Annotated in this window: 22 protein-coding genes; all 22 read right to left on the bottom strand. The window is 67.6% G+C overall.

The features are described from left to right. Position 1 precedes the first annotated feature (1 nt). The 22 genes from DSM104443_RS13725 to DSM104443_RS13620 all read right to left on the bottom strand — a co-directional run bounded on the left by DSM104443_RS13725 (position 2) and on the right by DSM104443_RS13620 (position 19,334). Positions 2–616 (bottom strand): hypothetical protein, encoded by a 615-nt coding sequence (locus DSM104443_RS13725; RefSeq protein WP_171093140.1) that lies wholly within the window; start codon positions 614–616, stop codon positions 2–4. Between the two features lie 88 nt (positions 617–704). After that, entirely contained in the window at positions 705–1,502 is a 798-nt protein-coding gene (locus DSM104443_RS13720) for an ATP-binding cassette domain-containing protein (protein ID WP_171093138.1), read from the bottom strand. A gap of 2 nt (positions 1,503–1,504) precedes the next feature. Further along, positions 1,505–1,642, bottom strand: a complete 138-nt coding sequence (locus tag DSM104443_RS13715; protein WP_171093136.1) for a hypothetical protein — start codon at positions 1,640–1,642, stop codon at positions 1,505–1,507. After that, positions 1,639–2,412, bottom strand: a complete 774-nt coding sequence (ssuC, locus tag DSM104443_RS13710) for an aliphatic sulfonate ABC transporter permease SsuC (RefSeq protein ID WP_171093134.1) — start codon at positions 2,410–2,412, stop codon at positions 1,639–1,641. Before ssuC ends, DSM104443_RS13715 begins: the two co-directional genes overlap by 4 nt. Further along, a complete protein-coding gene (locus DSM104443_RS13705; protein ID WP_171093133.1) occupies positions 2,409–3,338 on the bottom strand; it encodes an aliphatic sulfonate ABC transporter substrate-binding protein in 930 nt (309 codons plus the stop codon). The genes ssuC and DSM104443_RS13705 overlap by 4 nt, the downstream gene beginning before the upstream one ends. Then, positions 3,335–4,486 (bottom strand): FMNH2-dependent alkanesulfonate monooxygenase, encoded by a 1,152-nt coding sequence (ssuD, locus tag DSM104443_RS13700; protein ID WP_171093131.1) that lies wholly within the window; start codon positions 4,484–4,486, stop codon positions 3,335–3,337. The genes DSM104443_RS13705 and ssuD overlap by 4 nt, the downstream gene beginning before the upstream one ends. A 10-nt stretch (positions 4,487–4,496) precedes the next feature. Next, the gene (locus DSM104443_RS13695; protein ID WP_171093129.1) at positions 4,497–5,462 is read right to left on the bottom strand and encodes a sulfonate ABC transporter substrate-binding protein; all 966 of its coding nucleotides are present in this window, start codon (positions 5,460–5,462) and stop codon (positions 4,497–4,499) included. Between the two features lie 10 nt (positions 5,463–5,472). Next, on the bottom strand, positions 5,473–6,045 hold the full coding sequence (ssuE, locus tag DSM104443_RS13690; protein ID WP_171093127.1) for an NADPH-dependent FMN reductase: 573 nt from the start codon (positions 6,043–6,045) through the stop codon (positions 5,473–5,475). Positions 6,046–6,190: 145 nt separating this feature from the next. Beyond that, complete coding sequence (locus tag DSM104443_RS13685; protein WP_171093125.1) at positions 6,191–7,213, bottom strand: CysB family HTH-type transcriptional regulator; 1,023 nt, start codon at positions 7,211–7,213, stop codon at positions 6,191–6,193. Further along, positions 7,210–7,848 (bottom strand): peroxiredoxin, encoded by a 639-nt coding sequence (locus DSM104443_RS13680; protein ID WP_171093123.1) that lies wholly within the window; start codon positions 7,846–7,848, stop codon positions 7,210–7,212. The genes DSM104443_RS13685 and DSM104443_RS13680 overlap by 4 nt, the downstream gene beginning before the upstream one ends. 170 nt (positions 7,849–8,018) lie before the next feature. Next, on the bottom strand, positions 8,019–8,483 hold the full coding sequence (locus DSM104443_RS13675; RefSeq protein WP_171093121.1) for a rhodanese-like domain-containing protein: 465 nt from the start codon (positions 8,481–8,483) through the stop codon (positions 8,019–8,021). A 40-nt stretch (positions 8,484–8,523) separates the two neighbouring features. Next, positions 8,524–9,300 (bottom strand): ferredoxin--NADP reductase, encoded by a 777-nt coding sequence (locus DSM104443_RS13670; protein WP_171093119.1) that lies wholly within the window; start codon positions 9,298–9,300, stop codon positions 8,524–8,526. Positions 9,301–9,320: 20 nt separating this feature from the next. After that, a complete protein-coding gene (locus DSM104443_RS13665; protein ID WP_171093117.1) occupies positions 9,321–10,322 on the bottom strand; it encodes a sulfate/molybdate ABC transporter ATP-binding protein in 1,002 nt (333 codons plus the stop codon). A gap of 367 nt (positions 10,323–10,689) precedes the next feature. After that, positions 10,690–11,541, bottom strand: a complete 852-nt coding sequence (cysW, locus tag DSM104443_RS13660; RefSeq protein ID WP_171093115.1) for a sulfate ABC transporter permease subunit CysW — start codon at positions 11,539–11,541, stop codon at positions 10,690–10,692. Position 11,542: 1 nt separating this feature from the next. Continuing rightward, positions 11,543–12,376, bottom strand: coding sequence for a sulfate ABC transporter permease subunit CysT (cysT, locus tag DSM104443_RS13655; protein WP_246232940.1), 834 nt, complete (start codon positions 12,374–12,376; stop codon positions 11,543–11,545). A gap of 10 nt (positions 12,377–12,386) precedes the next feature. Beyond that, positions 12,387–13,388, bottom strand: a complete 1,002-nt coding sequence (locus DSM104443_RS13650) for a sulfate ABC transporter substrate-binding protein (RefSeq protein WP_171093111.1) — start codon at positions 13,386–13,388, stop codon at positions 12,387–12,389. 52 nt (positions 13,389–13,440) lie between these two features. Continuing rightward, positions 13,441–14,220 carry a uroporphyrinogen-III C-methyltransferase gene (cobA, locus tag DSM104443_RS13645; RefSeq protein ID WP_171093109.1) on the bottom strand — a complete coding sequence of 260 codons (780 nt, stop codon included), beginning with the start codon at positions 14,218–14,220 and terminating at the stop codon, positions 13,441–13,443. Continuing rightward, positions 14,213–15,496 (bottom strand): sulfate adenylyltransferase subunit 1, encoded by a 1,284-nt coding sequence (locus tag DSM104443_RS13640; protein WP_171093107.1) that lies wholly within the window; start codon positions 15,494–15,496, stop codon positions 14,213–14,215. Before DSM104443_RS13640 ends, cobA begins: the two co-directional genes overlap by 8 nt. After that, positions 15,496–16,395: a sulfate adenylyltransferase subunit CysD gene (gene cysD, locus DSM104443_RS13635; RefSeq protein WP_171093105.1), complete on the bottom strand. Its 900-nt coding sequence runs from the start codon at positions 16,393–16,395 to the stop codon at positions 15,496–15,498. Before cysD ends, DSM104443_RS13640 begins: the two co-directional genes overlap by 1 nt. Further along, entirely contained in the window at positions 16,392–17,153 is a 762-nt protein-coding gene (locus tag DSM104443_RS13630) for a phosphoadenylyl-sulfate reductase (protein ID WP_171093102.1), read from the bottom strand. Before DSM104443_RS13630 ends, cysD begins: the two co-directional genes overlap by 4 nt. Next, on the bottom strand, positions 17,150–17,668 hold the full coding sequence (locus tag DSM104443_RS13625; protein WP_171093100.1) for a DUF934 domain-containing protein: 519 nt from the start codon (positions 17,666–17,668) through the stop codon (positions 17,150–17,152). Before DSM104443_RS13625 ends, DSM104443_RS13630 begins: the two co-directional genes overlap by 4 nt. After that, on the bottom strand, positions 17,661–19,334 hold the full coding sequence (locus DSM104443_RS13620) for a nitrite/sulfite reductase (protein WP_171093098.1): 1,674 nt from the start codon (positions 19,332–19,334) through the stop codon (positions 17,661–17,663). The genes DSM104443_RS13625 and DSM104443_RS13620 overlap by 8 nt, the downstream gene beginning before the upstream one ends. Positions 19,335–19,357: the final 23 nt, after the last annotated feature.

The raw sequence follows: 19,357 nt of genomic DNA, 5'->3' as shown, positions 1-19,357 counted from the left end.
GTCAGATCACCCCATCGGCCTTCATCTTGGTGACGAGGACCTTGGCCAGCTCCTCGGTCGCCTTGCCGACGCTGCCCGGATCCGTCACCTCGCTCGTGGCCGACCAGACGGGCTTGTCGGTGCGGATGTTCCACAGCGTGGACTCGAGCGTGAGCACGTCGTAGACGTTCACGTCCGGCGCCGCCGCGTACGCGCCGCCGTACCAGCCGCCGAAGCCGCGGCCATAGAACCCCGTGTGCGCGAATCCCGGCGACACGTTCACGTCGCGCTTCACGCGCAGCACGCGCGTCACGAGGACGGCGTCGGAGTTCGTCTTGTCCATCGCGTCGGCGAGATCCTTGGTGCTCAACTTGTCGCCCACGGTGAGCACGGGGTAGCTCGGGGCGCCCGGAGTGCCGGCCGCTTTCAGCGCTCCGACGAAACCATCCTCGAAGATGCGGCGGTTGGCGTCGCTGCGGCTGATTCCGAGGACCAGGAGCTGCTTGGGCGGGCCCGCGGTGAACGCGGGGTCCTTCCACGTATCGACGAGGCGCGTGGACGAGCAGCCGGCGAGGGCGAGGCCGGCCAGGAGCGCCAGCGCGAGGATCGGGCGGGAGATGAGTCGAAGGCGGGACATGGGGACCTCCATCGGGATGAACCCCGCGATGATGGCCCTTCGTACGCTGCCGCGGAACTGCCCTTTGGTACGGGTCGCGGCGCCTCGGCTAGCCCCGAAGCACGCGGGAGAGAACGGCCTCCTCGAGGCGGGCGAAGACCGCGCTGCCCCGGGTGCGGGGCCGTGGCAGGCCGACGTCCTCATCGAACGTGACCGCGCCGTCCTCGATCAGCACGACGCGATCGGCGAGCGCCACCGCCTCGCCCACGTCGTGCGTGACGAGCACCGCCGTGAACCCGGCCTCGCGCCAGAGCGATTCGATGAGGCCCTGCATCTCGATCCGCGTCAGGGCATCGAGCGCACCGAGCGGCTCGTCCAGCAGGAGCAGCCTCGGCCGATGCACGAGCGCGCGTGCGAGCGCCACGCGCTGCCGCTGGCCGCCCGAGAGCACCGCGGGCCATTCGTCGGCGCGGTCGGCAAGGCCCACCTGCGCCAGCACGCGCCGCGCGTCCTCGCGCGCGCCGCGCTCGAGGCCCAGGGCCACGTTGTCGATCACGCGCTTCCACGGCAGCAGGCGCGGCTCCTGGTACATGATCCGGGCGTCCGGATGCAGCCCGTTGCGTTCGCGGCCGTCGAACGCGATGGTGCCGCGCTCGGCATTCTCGAGCCCTGCGATCGCGCGGAGCAGCGTGCTCTTGCCGCAACCGCTGCGCCCCACGATGGCCACGAAGGCGCCCGGCTCGATCGCGAGCGACAGGCCCCGCAGGACCTGGCGAGTGCCGTACGACTTGTCGAGCCCTTCGACGTGTAGCGCGATGCCGTTCGTCGAGCCCGTGGCCGAGCGAGGAGCCGCGAGCTTTGCGGCGAAGGGGACGGGAGGAGCTTTCCAGGCGAGGGATGCGTTCATGTCTAGAGCCAGAGGGTGGGGTCGTGGGGGTTGTCGTCGTCCTGGTCGCGGCCGAGGCGCTGCTGCAGGAAGTCGAAAGGCACCGTCACCAGGTCGATGAAGCGATCGAGCAGCCGGTCCCAGGTATCGCGAAAGCTCATGCGGCCACCCGATAGGCCGGATTCCACCGCAGCCAGTAGCGCTCGAGCCCGCGCGCGAGCAGGTCGGCGAGCTTTCCGAGCAACGCGTAGAGCAGGATGCCCAGCAGCACGACGTCGGTCTGCAGGAACTCGCGCGCGTTCATCGTCATGTATCCGATGCCCGATTGCGCGGAGATGGTCTCGGCGACGATGAGGATCACCCACATGAAGCCGAGCGAGAAGCGCACGCCCACGAGGATCGAGGGCAACGCCCCCGGCAGGATGACCTCGCGATAAAGCCGCCAGCCCGAAAGGCCGTAGCTGCGCGCCATCTCGATTAGCCCGCGGTCGACAGAGCGAATGCCGTGGAAGGTGTTGATGTAGACCGGGAAGAACACGCCGAGCGAAACGAGGAAGAGCTTGGCACTCTCCTCGATGCCGAACCAGAGGATCACGAGCGGGATCAGTGCCAGCGGCGGGATGTTGCGGATCATCTGCACCGTGCTGTCCAGCAGCGTCTCGGCGGAGCGGAGCGATCCCGTGAGCAGCCCGAGTGCCAGCCCCAGCCCGCCACCCACCGCGAAGCCGGCGAGCGCGCGAAGCGTGCTCACCTTCACATGCTGCAGCAGCTCGCCAGAGACGGTGAGCTCCCATGCCGCGCGCGCCACGCTCGACGGTGCGGGCAGGATGCGCGTGGAGAGCCAGCCCCATTGCGCGCAGAGTTGCCACGCCACGAGCAGCGCCACGGGGAAGAGCCACGGCGCGATCGCGTGGGATGCCCGCGTCCTCATCGGCTCGCCCAGGTCGCCGCGTCCGTTGCGTTGATGCGCTTCGGCAGCAAGCCTTCGCCATGGAATGTGTCGGCGATGCGTTGCTGCTCCGCGAGCCCGCCCGGCGCGATCGCCTGCACGAGGTAGCTGCGGCGGCTGTTGGCGAGCTCCACCGTCGGCGGGTCGAGCCCCCAAAGCGGCGCGAGCAGCACGGCGGCCTCCTTCGGATTCCCGCGCACCCAGTCCCCGGCCTTGCGCAGCTCGTCGTAGAGGATCGCGATCGCTTCCGGATGCTTGGCGGCGAAAGGCGCGGCGGCGAGGTAGTAGCGCTTGTAGTCGGCGATCGAGCGCCCGTCGGCGAGGATGCGCACCGCCGATTGCTTCTGCACGCCCGCGAGGAACGGGTCCCACGTCACCCACGCGTCGACCGATCCGCGCTCGAAGGCCGCACGGCCGTCGGAGGCGGTGAGATACGCGGGCTCGATGTCCTTGAAGCGAAGGCCGGCCTTCTCGAGCGCCGCGATCAGCAGGTAGTGGCTGCCCGCGGCCTTGGTGACCGCGACCTTGCGGCCCTTCAGGTCCGCCACCGACTTCAACGGCGAGTCGGCGCGCACGACGATGGCCTGCGCCGAAGGGGAAGGCGCCTCCTGGGCGACGTAGACGAGACGCGCACCGGCGGCTTGCGCGAACACCGGCACGGTGTCGGCCACGTCGGCGCTGAACTCGATCGCGCCGACGTTCAGCGCTTCGAGCAACGGCAGGCCGTTGGGGAATTCGTGCCACGTGACCTTGAAGCCCTTCGGAGCGAGGGCCGCTTCGAGCGTGCCGCGCGACTTGAGGATCGTGATCAGCGTGGAAGACTTCTGGTAGCCGATGCGCAGCGGCTCCTGGGCTTGCGCGGCGAGGGCGAGGATGGGAAGGAGAATTGCGGCGAGGAGGCGGGTCATGATGCGGCGGCGGCCTTTGGGTAGTGTTCGGTGCCCACCATTTCCCCGAAGGGTCCGGTGAGCGAGATCTGCTTCGGCGCGGCCTTGCGTGCGCGCGGCAGGAGGGGAAAGAGCAGCTCCGCGACGCGGTACGACTCCTCGAGGTGCGGGTAGCCGGAGAGGATGAAGGTGTCGATGCCGAGCGCGGCGTACTCCTCCAACCGCTTCGCGACCGTGCGCGGGTCGCCCACCAGCGCGGTGCCGGCCCCGCCCCGAACGAGGCCGACACCTGCCCACAGGTTGGGCGCGATTTCCAGCTCGGCACGCGAACGTCCCTTGCCACCGTGAAGCTGTGCCATGCGCTGCTGGCCGTGCGAGTCCATGCGCGCGAAGTTCTTCTGCGCCTTGGCGACGATGTCGTCGTCAAGATGGCTGATCAGCTCGTCGGCCGCGGCCCAGGCCTCGTCCTCGGTCTCGCGCACGATCACGTGCAAGCGGAGACCAAATCGCAGCTTGCGTCCGAGGATGCGGGCTCGCTCGGTCACATCGGAGATCTTCTTCGCGACCTCGCCCACGGGTTCGCCCCAGGTGAGGTACACGTCCACTTGCTCCGCGGCCACGTCGTGCGCGGCCGGCGAGGAGCCTCCGAAATAGAGCGGCGGATAGGGCTTCTGCACCGGTGGGTAGAGGACCTTCGAGCCCTTCACGTGGATGTGCTTGCCCTTGTGATCGACGGTCTTGCCCTCGAGCGTGTCGCGCCACACGCGCAGGAATTCGCTCGTGATCTCGTAGCGCTCGTCGTGGCTCACGAAGACCCCGTCGCCGGCGAGCTCGTCGGGATCTCCACCGGTGACCACGTTCACCAGCAGCCGCCCGTTGGAGAGGCGGTCGAATGTCGCGGCCATGCGTGCGGACAGGCCGGGAGAAGAGATGCCCGGGCGGATTGCTACCAGGAAGCGCAGCTGCTTCGTGGCACCGATCAGGCTCGAGGCGACCACCCACGCGTCCTCGCACGAGCGGCCCGTCGGCAGCAGCACGCCGTCGTAGCCCAGCGTGTCCGCGGCGACGGCCACCTGCCTGAAGTAGTCGTAGTCGGTGGCGCGCGCACCCTTCGAGGTGCCGAGGTAGCGGCTGTCGCCGTGGGTCGGGATGAACCAGAAGACTTCCATGGCGGTGTCCCTAGCGCGACGCAACGGCGGACTTCGGCTTCCAGATCACGTCGCTCACCACGAGCTTCTTCGGGATCAGCTTGAGATCATGGAAGGTGTCGGCGATCTTCTGTTGCTCGAGGACCACCGAGTCGCTGAGCGGCGTCACGCCGTAGCTGAAGCGGCGGGCGGCGAGCTCGACGATCTCCACGTCGAGCGCGATGACCGGCGCCAGGAATTCGGCGACGGCCCGCGGGTTCGCCTTCGCCCACGCGTCGATCTTCGCCAGCTCCTCGATCACGATGTTCACGACGTCGGGGCGGCGCTCGGCGTAGGGACGCGACGCGAGATAGAACTGGTGGTTCCTGGCGACACCCGTTCCGTCGGCGAGGACGCGCGCACCGAGCTGCTTCTCGGCGGCGGCGAGGAACGGATCCCAGATCACCCACGCATCCACGGCGCCGCGCTCGAAAGCGGCACGGGCGTCGGCGGGCGGCAGGAACACGGGCTCGATGTCCTTGTACTGCAGGCCGTTGGCCTCCAGCACCTTCACCAGCAGGTAATGGACGTTCGAACCCTTGTTGAGCGCGACCTTCTTGCCCTTCAGGTCCTTCGGCGACTTGAGCGGCGAGCCCTTCGGGACGACGATCGCCTCGCCTTGCGGAGCCGGAGGCTCGTGGCCGAAGTACACGAGGTTGGCCCCCGCCGCCTGCGCGAAGATCGGCGGCGCCTCACCGACGGTGCCTACGTCGATGCTGCCGACGTTCAGGCCCTCCAGCAGCACGGGTCCCGCGGGGAATTCCGTCCACTTCACGTCGATGCCCAGCGGTGCCAGGCGTTGCTCGAGGCCGCCCTTGGCCTTGAGGATGATCAGTGTTCCGTACTTCTGGTAGCCCACGCGCACGACCTCGCGCGTTTGCGCGACGGCCTGCGGGGCGGTGAGCGCCAGTGTGGCGAAGAGGGGAAGGGCGAGGGCGAGGAGGCGGCGTCGATTCATGGTCTTGTTCTCAGGTGAGCGTGGCTTCGTGGAGGGTGTGCTGCACCGGCGCGGACTTGCGCACGGCTTCGGCGAGGCGATCCACGCCCTCGAGCAGCCGGAGCTCGAGCACGGGCTCGATCACCAGGCGTCCTTCGGCGGGATTCGTGAGCTGGCTGTCCAATCCGTACACGCTCGGCAGCACCGGATAGGCGCCGAGCGCGGCGAGCACGGGACGCAGGCCGTAGTCGAGGGCGAGCATGTGACCCGGGCTGGCGCCGGTCGCGAGCGGGAGCACGGCCTTGCCGCGCAGGCCATCGATCGGCAGGAGATCGAGGAACACCTTCAGCAGCCCGCTGAAGGAGGCCTTGTAGACGGGGGTCGCGATGACGACCGCGGCGGACTCGGCGATCGTGCGCAGCGCCTCCGACGTGCCGATGCCGGAGCGCGCCTGCAGCAGCTCCTCGGCGGGCAGGCGGCGCACGTGCACGGTGCGGGTGGCGATGCCGCGCGCGGCAAGGCGCTCGGCCGCGTGGCCCGCGAGCGCGGCGGAGCGCGATCCCTCGGACGGGCTTCCGGCAATGATGGCGATTCGGTTCGACATGCCGACAAGGTATCGGCGGGTTCACGCGAACGGAACGAATGTTTGCGCATTTGCAAACACGAAAAAAAACGCGTGCCGTTTCGGGCACGCGTCTCAACTGCTCGGAGGAGAATACCGGCGGGATCTCTCCCGCCGTGACGCCACGTTACGCGCTCACCGCTCCCGCGCGAACGAAGCTTTCCGCATTTGCAAATGCGCCCGCTGCTGCCGCGCGCTCGTCGGCCAGCAGGTCCTCGTCGGACGGGACGATGCCGTCCATGGCATCGGTGACGACGGATTGGTCCAGGTGCGGCGCCAGGAGCTCGATGAAGCGATAGGTGTAGCTGCGCAGGTAGGCGCCGCGGCGGACCGCGATGCGCGTGGTGTTGGCCGCGAAGAGGTGGCTCGCGTCGAGCGCGGCCAGTGCCGTGTCGCGTTGCGGATCGACCGCCATCGAGGCGACGATCCCCACGCCCAGCCCTTGCTCGACATACGTCTTGATCACGTCCGCATCAAGTGCGGTGAGCGTGAAGTCGGGAACGAGCCCCGCGCTCTCGAACGCCTCGTCGATGCGCGAGCGCCCCGTGTAGCCCGGGTCGTAAGTGACGAGGGGATAGCGTGCGATCTCCGCCAACGTGAGCGGGCCTGCCGAGGCGATCGGGTGGTCGCGTCGTGCGATGACGGCGTGGTGCCAGCGATAGGCGGGCAGGGCGGCGAGGCCCGTGCGGCTGGCCAGCGATTCGGTGGCGATGCCGATGTCCGCCTCGCCCGCTTCGAGCATCGCCACGATGTGCTCGGGCGCGCTCTGGTGCAGGCGCAACTTCACCTGCGGGTACTCACGGCGGAATTGCGCGATCACCGGCGGCAAGGCGTAGCGCGCCTGCGTATGCGTGGTCGCGACGAGCAGCCGCCCTTCGCCGATGGTGGAGAACTCGTGCCCGGCTCGCTTGAGGTTGTCCGCTTCGAGCAGCAGCCGCTCGACGATGCGCAGGATCTCGGTGCCGGGCGCGGTGAGGCCCACGAGGCGCTTGCCGCTGCGCTCGAAGATCTCCACGCCCAGTTCTTCCTCCAGCTCGCGGATCTGGCGGCTGACACCCGGCTGCGAGGTGAAGAGCGCGTTCGCGACTTCGGTCAGGCTGAAGTCGCGGCGGATCGCCTCGCGTACCGAGCGCAGCTGCTGGAAATTCACTTGTCGGGCTGCGGCGTGATGCGCAGGTACGGCTTCACCGCCTTGAAGCCCTTCGGGAATTTCTGCTTGATCAGCTCCGGGTCCTGCAGCGACGGGACGATGATCACGTCGTCGCCCTGCTTCCAGTTGGCGGGCGTCGCGACCGAGTGCTTGTCGGTGAGCTGCAGCGAATCGATCACGCGCAGCACCTCGTCGAAGTTGCGGCCGGTGCTGGCGGGGTAGGTGATGGTGAGGCGCACCTTCTTCTTCGGGTCGATCACGAAGAGCGAGCGCACGGTGAGCGTGTCGTTCGCGTTCGGGTGGATCATGTCGTAGAGGTTCGCGACCTTCTTGTCCGGGTCGGCGAGGATCGGGAAGTTCACCTTCGTGTTCTGCGTCTCGTTGATGTCGCCCACCCAGCCGTTGTGGGACTCGAGCGGATCGACGCTGACGGCGATGGCCTTCACGTTGCGCTTCTTGAACTCCTCCGCGAGCTTGGCGGTGGCGCCCAGCTCCGTGGTGCACACGGGCGTGAAGTCTTTCGGGTGCGAGAACAGGACGCCCCACGAATCGCCGAGCCATTCGTGGAACTTGATCTCGCCGGCGGTGGATTGCTGGGTGAAGTCGGGTGCGATGTCGCCGAGTCTGATGCTCATGGTTTCTCTCCTACCGGGTTAAGGCGAAAGGCGCTCTCCGCAGATAAACACAGATAAACGCCGATAAAAACGTCTTGGTATGGTCGCGCTTGCGATGAAAAGTTCGAAGGTGTTCATCGGCGTTTATCCGCGTTTATCTGCGGAGGAAGCCTTTCGCCTTTGACTTTGCCCTAGCTCTGCTCCCACGGAAGCCCGGCGGCGCGCCAGCCGTTGGCGCCGCGGCGCTGCGAGGCGTCGAGGCCACCCTCGAAGCCCTCCAGGATGTTGAAGGCTTGCTTGTACCCTGCTTGCGTGGCGAGCTCGGCGGCGCTGTGCGAGCGCACGCCGCTCCGGCAAAGGAAGAGCACGGGCTGGTCGGGCTTCACGTGCTCCGCCAGCTCGCGCAGGAAGTTCGGGTTGGGTTGCGAGTCGCCATAGCGCCGCCATTCGACCAGGGGCGTATCCGGAATGCGGCCGACGAGCTCATGCTCGGGGCGGGTTCGGACATCGACGATCCGCGCGGCCCCAGCCGCGTGCAGGCGCCAGGCTTCGGTAGGCGTGACTTCGCCGGCGTAGGTGAGGCCCTTGACGCGAGCGCGCTCGCCGGCCTGCTCGAGGATCGCGGCCACGCCGGCCGGAGCTTCGCGTTCGCTCACGATGCAAAACCGGGGTCAGAGTGAAGTTTCGGAGCGGTTCTCACCAGTAGTTCTCCTGGACGATGTGGCCCGGGTCGTTGCGCCGCGAGGGGCGGAAGCCGCGGGAGAGCAGCAGCTTACGCGTGTCCTCCACCATCTCCGGGTTGCCGCACACCATGAAGCGCGAGCGGTCGTGGTCCAGCTCGATGCCGAGGTTCTTCTCCAGCACGCCGCTGGCCAGCAGCTTCGTCACCCGGTCGGTGAAGGCGCCGGGCACGTCCTCGCGCGTCACGATGCGCGCGTACGAGAGCTTGTGCGCGAACTCGGCGTAGTACTCGCTCTTGTCGAAGCTGCGGATGAGATCTTCGTAGGCGAGCTCGGCCTGCGTGCGCACGCTCTGCACGAGCACGAGGTTCTCGTACTGCTCCCAGGTCGTGAAGTCGTGGAGGATCGACAGGAACGGTGCGAGTCCCGTGCCGGTGGCGAGCATCCACAGGTCGCGCCCGGCCTCGAAGCGGTCGGTCGTGAGGAAGCCGTAGCTCTTGCGCTCGACGAGGATCGGATCGCCCTCCTTCAGCTTGGAAAGCCGGCTGGTGAACTTGCCGCCCGGCACGACGACGGAGAAGAACTCCAGGTGCTCGTCGTAGTTCGCCGAGGCGATGGAATAGGCGCGCCAGATCATCTCGCCCGTTTCGGCATCCTGCACGCCGATGCGCGCGAACTGGCCCGGCACGAAGCGGTAGCCGCGGTCGCGCGTGGTGCGGAAGGAAAAGAGGCTCTCGGTCCACGGACGCACGTCCGTGATGGTCTCGATGGTGAACTTGTCGGTCGGTTGCATGGCGGTGTCGCGGAGGGAAGTCAGGCGGCCTTGGCGTCGTCGATGGGGAATACCCGGGCGCGGCGTGGGGCGATGTGCAGCGTATCGCCCGCATTCACGCCCAATGAAGAGAAGGTATCGGCGGAAAGCTCGACTTCAAGGGGTGTGTTGCCCGCGCTGGCGAGCAGCTCGAGGCGCACGCGCGGGCCCAGGCGCACGACGTGCTCGAGAACGGCTTCGACCGCGCCGGGATGCGAGGCGGCCACGACGTCGATCTCGTGCGGGCGGACATAGGCGATTCCGTTCTCGCCCACCAGCTCGTTCACGTGGCCGATGAACTGGTAGACGAACGGCGAGGCGGGCGTGTCGTACACCTCCGAAGGCGTCCCTACCTGCTCGATCTTCCCGTGGTTGAAGACCACGACGCGGTCGGCGACTTCCAGCGCTTCCTCCTGGTCGTGCGTCACGAACACGCTCGTGAGGTGGATCTCGTCGTGCAGGCGGCGCAGCCACCGGCGCAGCTCCTTCCGGACTTTCGCGTCCAGCGCCCCGAACGGCTCGTCCAGCAGCAGCACCTTGGGCTCGATGGCGAGCGCGCGGGCCAGTGCGATCCGCTGGCGCTGCCCGCCCGAGAGTTGGTGCGGATAGCGGTCGGCGAGCCAATCGAGCTGCACCAGCTCCAGCAGCGACTTCACCTTGCGGTGGATCTGCGCGTCGGTCGGGCGCTGCGCGCGCGGACGGACGCGCAGGCCGAAGGCCACGTTCTCGAAGATCGTCATGTGGCGGAAGAGCGCGTAGTGCTGGAACACGAAGCCCACGCCGCGGTCCTGCACGCGCTGGTCGGTGATGTCCTCGCCCTCGAAGTGCACCGAGCCGCGGTCGGGGCGCTCGAGGCCTGCGATCACCCGAAGCAGCGTCGTCTTCCCGGAGCCGGAAGGGCCGAGGAGGGCGACCAGCTCGCCGGGCTGGATGTCGAGCGTGACGTCGTTCAGGGCGCTGAAGGCGCCGAAATTCTTGGAGACGTTCTGGACTGCGATGCTCATGGTTTCTTCCTCGTTACGGTGCGGCGAGATTTCAAACGCCGGTTTTCAACACAGAGGACACAGAGGCTTCACAGAGGACACAGGGGAAAGCGAAACTTTGCATGCCGATTTTTAGGGGGAAGGAAGGGAAGGAAAAGCGAAGGGAGGGAAGGAAATCGTTGAATGAGATTGAAATGCCGTCGTCTCGAACCCGCGCGACGCATCCATTTCACTTTCAGGGCCTTCCTTCCCTTCCTTCGTTTTTCCTTCCCCTCCTTCCCTTTCCATCCAGCGTTTCCCCTGAGGCGTTCTACCCTTCAATCCGCTTTCCTCTGTGTCCTCTGTGAATCCTCTGTGTCCTCTGTGCTCTAAAACCCCCTTCACTCCATCACGCCCTTGCCTTGATCTCGACCCAGCTCTTCAGCGCCAGCGTAACCAGCGCGAGCAAGGCAAGTAGCGAAGCGCAGGCGAACGCCGCCGCGAACTGATACTCGTTGTAGAGAATCTCCACGTGCAGCGGCAGCGTGTTGGTGCTCCCGCGGATGTGGCCCGAGACGACCGACACGGCCCCGAACTCGCCCATCGCACGCGCGTTGCAGAGGATCACGCCGTAGAGCAGACCCCATTTCACGTTGGGCAGCGTGACCCGCCACAGCAATTGCCAACCGTTGGCACCCAGCAGCACGGCGGCTTCCTCTTCCTCGCGACCCTGGGCCTGCATGAGGGGAATCAGCTCGCGCGCGACGAACGGGAACGTGACGAACACCGTCGCGAGCACGATGCCGGGCACCGCGAAGATGATCTTCACGTCGTGGCCTTGCAGCCACGGGCCCAGCCAGCCCTGCAGGCCGAAGATCAGCACGTAGATCAGGCCCGAGACCACCGGCGAGACCGAGAAGGGCAGGTCGATCAGCGTGATGAGCGCACTCTTGCCGCGGAAGTCGAACTTCGCGATCGCCCAAGCGGCGGCGATGCCGAAGACCAGGTTCAGCGGCACGGCGATGGCCGCCGCGATGAACGTGAGGCGGATCGCGGCCCAGGCGTCGGGCTCGCTGATGGCCGCGAGGTAGACGCCCCAGCCTTTCTTCAGCGCCTCGAAGAAGACGGCGAAGAGGGGGATGAACAGGAACAATGTGAGGTAGAGCAGCGCCACGCCCACCAGTACGACAGGCACCCAGGCGATGGGTCGCGCGCGGCGCGTGCGCGCGGCCGGAACCGGGGAAGAGAGGACGGCGGCCATGTCAGCCCTTCCGCTCCGCGTGCCGGCGCGACCACCACTGCAGCCCGTTGATGGCGAGCAGCAGGATGAAGGAGGCGACGAGCATCACGACCGCGATCGCCGTGGCGCCCGCATAGTCGTACTGCTCGAGCTTGGTGATGATCATGAGCGGCGCGATCTCGGAGACCATCGGCATGTTGCCGGCGATGAAGATCACCGAGCCGTACTCGCCGACGGCTCGTGCGAACGCGAGCGCGAAGCCGGTGAGCAGTGCCGGCAGCACCGTGGGCAGCACCACGCGGAGGAAGGTCTGCAGCTTGCTGGCCCCGAGGGACTGCGCGGCCTCCTCGAGCTCGCGCTCCAGGTCTTCCAGCACGGGCTGTACGGTGCGAACCACGAACGGCAGGCCGATGAACGTGAGCGCCACCAGCACGCCCAGCGGCGTGAACGCCACCTTGATGCCAAACAGATCCATCAGCGGCTTGCCCAGCCAGCCGTTGGGCGCGTAGATCGTCGTGAGGGCGATACCTGCCACGGCAGTGGGCAGCGCGAAGGGCAGGTCCACCAACGCGTCGATGAACCGGCGCCCGGGAAACTTGTAGCGCACGAGCACCCACGCGACCAGCAGGCCGAACACCGCGTTGAGCGCGGCCGCGAGGAACGAGGTGCCGAACGACAGGCGCAGCGATGCCAGCACGCGGGGGTTCGTCACGTGCGTGACGAACTGGTCCCACGTGAGCGTGAACGTCTTCACGAACGCCGCCGAGAGCGGGATCAGCACGATCAGGCTCAGGTACAACAGCGTGAACCCCAGGGCGAGATTGAACCCCGGGAGCACGCTGTGGCGGCGCTGCAGGACGTTCACGCTATTTCTTCCCCGGCTGGTAGATCTGGTCGAACGTGCCGCCATCCTGGAAGTGCGCCTTCGAGGCCTTCTGCCAGCCGCCGAACGCCTGGTCGATGGTGAAGAGCGTCACCTTCGGGAAGTCCTTCGCATACTTCGCGGCGACCTTGGCGTTGGTCGGGCGGTAGTAGTGCTTCGCGGCGATCTCCTGGCCTTCCTCGGTGTAGAGGTACTGCAGGTAGGCCTCGGCGACTTTCCGCGTGCCGCGCTTGTCGACCACCTTGTCCACCACGGCCACCGGCGGCTCGGCGAGGATCGACAGCGGCGGGACGACGATCTGGAACTTGTCCGGCCCCAGCTCCTTGATCGACAGGAACGCCTCGTTCTCCCAGGAGATGAAGACGTCGCCGATGCCGCGCTCGACGAAGGTCACCGTGGAGCCGCGCGCGCCGGAATCCAGGACGGGCACGTTCTTGTAGAGCGCCGTGACGAATTCCTTCGCTTTGGCCTCGTCGCCATTGTTCTTGCGCTTCGCGAATTCCCACGCGGCGAGGTAGTTCCACTGCGCGCCACCCGAGGTCTTCGGGTTCGGCGTGATGACGGCCACACCCGGCTTCACCAGGTCATCCCAGTCCTTGATGCCCTTGGGGTTGCCCTTGCGCACGAGGAACACGATGGTCGAGGTGTACGGCGTGCTGTTTTGCGGCAGGCGTTTCTGCCAGTCGGCGGGCAGCAGCTTCGCTTTCTCCGAGATCGCGTCGATGTCGTAGGCGAGGGCGAGCGTCACGACGTCGGCCTCGAGGCCGTCGATCACGGAGCGGGCCTGCTTGCCCGAGCCGCCGTGCGACTGCTTCACGGTGACCTTCTCCTTGTTCTTCGCCTCGTACTGCGCGGCGAAGGCCTTGTTGAAGTCGGCGTAGAGCTCGCGGGTCGGGTCGTACGAGACGTTGAGCAACGTCGTGTCGGCGAGTGCCAACGTGGATGCGAGGAGTGCAACGGCGGCAAATGCGGTCTTGCGGATCATGGAAGCTCCGTTTGGGAAGTCGAAAAGGGCGCCGGTGCGAGCGGCGCGGGAATCAGGCGGACTTCGCCTGACATCGCTCGGTCACGGCGAGGCGGAGTTCCGCTTCGTGCTCCATGACGCTGAGCGACAGTTCCCGGAAGACTTCTCCAACGAGCAGGATCGCGGGCCCTTCGAAGGAAGGCGTGGGGCCGCTGCGCAAAGCTTGAAGCGTGGTGACGACGCGGCGCTCGCTCGGGAGCGACGCGTTTTCGATGAAGACGGCGGGGGTATCCGGCGTGCGGCCCGCGGCGATGAGGTCGGTGGCGACCGCATGGGCCTGCGTGGAGGCCATGTACAGCGCGATCGTGTCGGCGGCGGAAGCGACCGCGAGCCATTCGACGGGCGATTGGCCTTCGCCGGCACGGGGCGTCACGAACGCAACGTTGCGCGACAGGCCGCGGCGCGTGAGCGAGACGCCGAGCGAGGCGCTGGCGGCATGCGCGGCGGTGATGCCCGGAACGACGTCGCATTCGATCCCAGCGGCCGCGAGGGCATCCAGCTCTTCCTGCGCGCGCCCGAAGATCATCGGGTCGCCGCCCTTCAGGCGAACGACGACGGCATGCGACTTCGCGGCCTCGACCAGCGCGCGGTTGGTGAAGCGCTGCTCGGTGGAGGCCTTGCCATTGCGCTTGCCCACGTCCACGAGCCGCGCCTTCGTGGCGAGCTTCAGCGTGTCCGGATGGACCAGCGCGTCGTAGAAGACGATGTCGGCCTCGCCCAGCAGCCGCGCGGCGCGCAGCGTGAGGAGATCGGGCGCGCCCGGGCCGGCGCCGACGAGGTAGACCTTACCCACGCGGCAAGTCCTCGATGAGGCCGGCCGCCACGGTAGCGAGCGTCGCCTCGTCGATCAGCAGGAAGCTTCCCGTGGCGCGCACGTCGGCGTAGCGGTCGAGCGGCAGCGCACGGGCTGCCTTGATGCGCACGCGGCCGATGTCGTTGGCGGCGAGCGGCGTTTCACCCGGGACCGGATGCAGCGTGTGGATGTCGAGGCGATCCTCGATGGCGGCGATGCGCGCCTTCGTGACGGCCGTGCCGTGCTTCACGAGGTAGGTCCGGCGCGGATCGAGCGGCGTGGCCGAGAGCCAGGCCAGGCGGGCTCCGAACGCGTCGGTGACATAAGGGGCATCGCCCGCGTGCGTGATGAGGTCGCCGCGCGCGACATCCAGTTGCCGGTCGAGGATGAGCGAGATCGAGCGGCCGGCGCCGGCGGTTTCGAGCGTGCCGTCGAGCGTCACGATCTGCGCGACCTGTGCGGTGACGCCGGAGGGCCATACGCACACGCGGTCGCCCACGGCGACGGCCCCGTTCTCGACACGGCCGAAGTAGCCGCGGCTGTCGGCACGCTCGCCGTAGCGCGAGCGCGACACGAGCTGCACCGGGTAGCGGAAAGGACCCAGCGCGGCGCGAGCGGTGCTGGCGGTCTCGAGCAGCTCGAGGAGCGTCGGGCCCGTATACCAGCCCATGCGCGTTCCGCGGTCCACGACCATGTCGCCTTCGAGCGCCGAGACCGGGATGGTGGTCACGCCCTCGAAGCCGAGGCTGTGGGTGAGCGCGGCGAACTCGTCTCGCACGCGCTCGAAGACGGCGCGGTCGAATCCGACGAGATCCATCTTGTTCACGGCGAGCGTCACGTGCGGAATGCGCAGCAGGCTCACGAGCGCGGCATGGCGGCGCGTCTGGGCGACGACGCCGTGGCGCGCATCGACCAGCAGGATGGCGAGGTCGGCCTGGCTGGCGCCGGTCACCATGTTGCGCGTGTACTGCTCGTGGCCCGGCGTGTCGGCGAGGATGAAGCGCCGGCGCGGCGTGGCGAAATAGCGGTAGGCGACGTCGATCGTGATGCCCTGCTCGCGCTCGGCGGTAAGGCCGTCGGTGAGCAGTGCGAGATCCAGGCCTTCACCCCCGCGGCGCGACGTGTCGCGCGCGACGGCGGCGAGCTGGTCGGCCAGGATCGCCTTCGTGTCGTACAGCAGGCGGCCGATCAGCGTGCTCTTGCCGTCGTCGACCGAGCCCGAGGTCGCGACGCGCAGCGTGTCGGCGGCCGGCAGGCGCGTGAGGGTCGCGGTCATCAGAAGTAGCCTTCCTTCTTGCGCAGCTCCATGGACGCTTCCGAGGTCTGGTCGTCCATGCGTGTGGCGCCGCGCTCCGTGACGGTCGTGACGGCCGTCTCGGCGATGATCGCGTCGACGTTCGCCGCGTCCGAGAGCACGGGGCAGGTGCAGGTGATGTCGCCCACGGTGCGGAAGCGGACGCTGCGCTGCACGGCGAGCTCGCCCGCGCGCGGTGGTGTCAGCGCCGTCACCGGGGCCAGCAGGCCGTTCCTCTCGACCACGAGGCGCTCGTGCGCGAAATAGATCGACGGGACGGCGAGGTTCTCGCGGCGGATGTACTGCCACACGTCGAGCTCGGTCCAGTTGGAGATCGGGAAGACGCGCAGGTGCTCGCCACTCGCCACGCGAGCGTTGTAGAGGTTCCAGAGCTCGGGGCGCTGGTTGCGCGGATCCCACTGTCCGAATTCGTTCCGGTGGGAGATCACGCGCTCCTTCGCGCGGGCCTTCTCCTCGTCGCGCCGGGCGCCGCCGAAGAGGGCGTCGAACTGGAATTCCTGGATCGCGTCGAGCAGCGTCACCGACTGGTGGACGTTACGGCTCTCGTCGGGGCGGCGCAGCACCACGCGGCCGGTGCGGATGGAGTCCGCCACGGAGCGCACCACGAGCTTCTCGTCGAGCTCGGCCGCGCGCTTGTCGCGGAACGCGATCACTTCGTCGAAGTTGTGCTCGGTGTCGATGTGCAGCAACGGGAACGGGAAGCGGTCGGGGCGGAAGGCCTTCTCGGCCAGCCGCAGCATGACGATGGAATCCTTGCCGCCCGAGAAGAGCAGGGCCGGATTGCGCGCCTCGGCCACCACCTCGCGCAGGATGTGGATGGACTCGGACTCGAGCGCGTCGAGGTGAGAGAGAACGCTCATGGGGAGCTCGAGACGGGGTCAGACCCCAATTTCTGGAAATTGGGGTCTGACCCCTTGAATACGTTCACGGCAGTGATGGGGATGACGTGCAGCCCGCATTCCTTCTTCGCGTCTTCCTGCTCCCACCACCAGCGCCCGGCGCGCGGATGCTCGCCCTTGCGGATGGCCCGCGTGCACGGCTCGCAGCCGATCGACGGATAGCCCTTGTCGTGCAGCTTGTTGTACGGAACGCGGTTGTCGCGCAGGTAGACCCACACCTCGGACTCGCTCCAGTCGGCGAGCGGGTTGAACTTCCAGAGGTCGAAGGTGGCGTCGAGCGCGGACTCGACGACGGTGGCGCGCGACTCGGCCTGCTCGCGGCGCAGGCCCGTGACCCAGCCGCGCTTGCCGGCCAGCGCCCGGCGAAGCGGCTCCACCTTGCGGACGTTGCAGCAGGCCTTGCGCTGCTCGACGCCGTCGTAGAAGCCGTCGATGCCGTGCTCGGCCACATAGGCTTCAACGCTGTCGGGCCAGGGCGAGTACACCTCGATCGGCAGCGCGTAGTCGTGGCGCACCTTGTCCATCAGCGCGTGTGTCTCGCGTGGGAGACGTCCGGTGTCGAGCGTGAAGACCTCGATCGCGAGCCCGTCGCGGGCGATGAGGTCCAGCAGGACCATGTCCTCGGCGCCGAACGAGCAGGAGAGCGTGGCGGCGGAGTAGTTTTTCTCGATGCCGGCGAGGAGCTTCTTCGCGCGCTCGATGCGGTCGGGAAGGCTCATCGGACGGTCCCTGCGGTTTCGCGGCGGCGGAAGAGCGGCGCGGGCTGGTTGACGGAGCCCTGGTAGACCTCGCGGAAATCCTTCAGCGACTGCACGGCCGAAGTGAGGCCCTCGCGCTCGCGCAGCGCAAAGGCGTCGAAGCCGACGCGGGCGAGGTAGAAAAGCTGGTCGCGGCCCAGGTCACCGAACGCACGCAGCTCGCCGCGGTAACCGGCGCGGCGCAGCAACACGGCTGTGGAATAGCCACGGCCATCGGTGAACTTCGGGAATCGGACCGCCACCAGCGAGAGGACGTCGAGCGAATCGCGGATCGCGTCGGGCTCGTCGACCGGCGCCAGCCAGACACCCAGCGGCGTGCGGCGGTGGAGCAGCTCGTCGCGGCGCGCGGTCCACGTGGCCAGGGGAACCACGATCGGGCCTTCCGGGAGCGCGGAGGCCGGGTCGTGGCCTTCCTCGAGGCCCACGAACGTCCAGGGATCGGATTCGATGCTGCCGTGGCGGATGACTTCAGGCATGGGCGACCTCGCGCTTGGCGTAGACGCGTTCCTTGAACGGGGCGATGCCGAGGCGCTTCACCGTGTCGATGAAGCGTTCTTCCTCGGTGCGCGTGTCGATGTACGTGTCGATCAGCGTGTCGATCACGTCGGGCATCTCGGCGGCCGCGAACGACGGGCCGATCACGTGGCCGATCGTGGCGTCCACGCCCTGGTCGCCGCCGATCGAGACCTGGTACCACTCGGCCCCGTTCTTGTCGACGCCGAGGATGCCGATGTGGCCTACGTGATGGTGGCCGCAGGAGTTCATGCAGCCGGAGATGTTGAGGTCCAGCTCGCCGATGTCATGGAGGTAATCGAGGTCATCGAAGCGGCGCTGGATCGCCTCGGCGATCGGGATCGACTTCGCGTTGGCGAGCGAGCAGAAGTCGCCGCCCGGGCAGCAGATGATGTTGGTGAGCAGGCCCACGTTCGGCGTGGCGAGGCCCTGGGACTTCGCTTCGAGCCACAGCGCGAAGAGATCGCGCTTCCGCACGTCGGCGAGGATCAGGTTCTGCTCGTGCGAGATGCGCAGCTCGCCGAAGCTGTAGCGATCGGCGAGGCCGGCCACGAATTCCATCTGCTCGGCGGTCGCATCCCCCGGGGGCACGCCCGGCTTCTTGAGCGAGAGCGTGACGGCGGCGTAGCCATCGACGCGGTGCGCATGGACGTTGCGCTCGGTCCACTTGGTGAACGCCCGGCTGTCGGCAAGGGCTTCGACGTAGCGCGGCTCGAGGGCCGGGAGCTTCTGGTAGGCCGGAGCGCCGAAAAACGCCGCCACGCGCGCGTACTCCGCGTCGGTGACGATCGCGGGCGAGCCTTCGGCGAACTCGGCCCACTCCGCCTCCACCTGGCGCGTGAACTCCTCCACGCCGAGCGCCTTCACGAGGATCTTGATGCGGGCCTTGTACATGTTGTCGCGGCGGCCGTGGCGGTTGTACACGCGCAGGATCGCCTCGCAATAAGTCAGCATGTGTTGCCACGGCAGGAACTCGCGCACCACGTGGCCGACGATCGGCGTGCGGCCCATGCCGCCGCCCACGATCACGCGCAGGCCCAGCTCGCCCTTCGCGTTGCGTTGCGCATGCAGGCCGATGTCGTGCAGCAGCGTGGCGGCGCGGTCCTGGTCGGCGCCGTTCACGGCGATCTTGAACTTGCGCGGCAGGTAGGCGAACTCGGGGTGGAACGTGGACCACTGGCGCAGGATCTCGGAGAGCGCTCGCGGATCGACGTGCTCGTCGGGTGCCACGCCGGCGAAGTGGTCGGAGGTGATGTTGCGGATGCAGTTGCCCGAGGTCTGGTGGGCGTGCATCTCGACCGAGGCCAGGTCGGCGAGGATGTCGGGGACTTCCTCCAGCTTCGGCCAGTTGTACTGGATGTTCTGGCGCGTCGTGAAGTGGCCGTAGCCGCGGTCGTACTTGCGCGCGATGTGCGCAAGCATGCGCAGCTGGTTGGAGGAGAGCAGGCCGTACGGCACGGCGACCCGCAGCATCGGCGCGTGGCGCTGGATGTAGAGGCCGTTCTGCAGGCGCAGCGGCCGGAACTCGTCTTCGGTCAGCTCGCCGGCGAGGAAGCGGCGCGTCTGGTCGCGGAACTGCGCGACGCGGTCGGCGACGATGGTCTGGTCGTAGGTGTCGTAGCGGTACATGCCAGCGATTCTGGACAGTCCTT

Origin of the sequence: Usitatibacter rugosus, from assembly GCF_013003965.1 — a bacterium.
Classification (GTDB): domain Bacteria; phylum Pseudomonadota; class Gammaproteobacteria; order Burkholderiales; family Usitatibacteraceae; genus Usitatibacter; species Usitatibacter rugosus.
The sequence above is the reverse complement of the archived record's forward strand: the minus strand, read 5'-3'. Positions and strand labels throughout refer to the sequence as shown.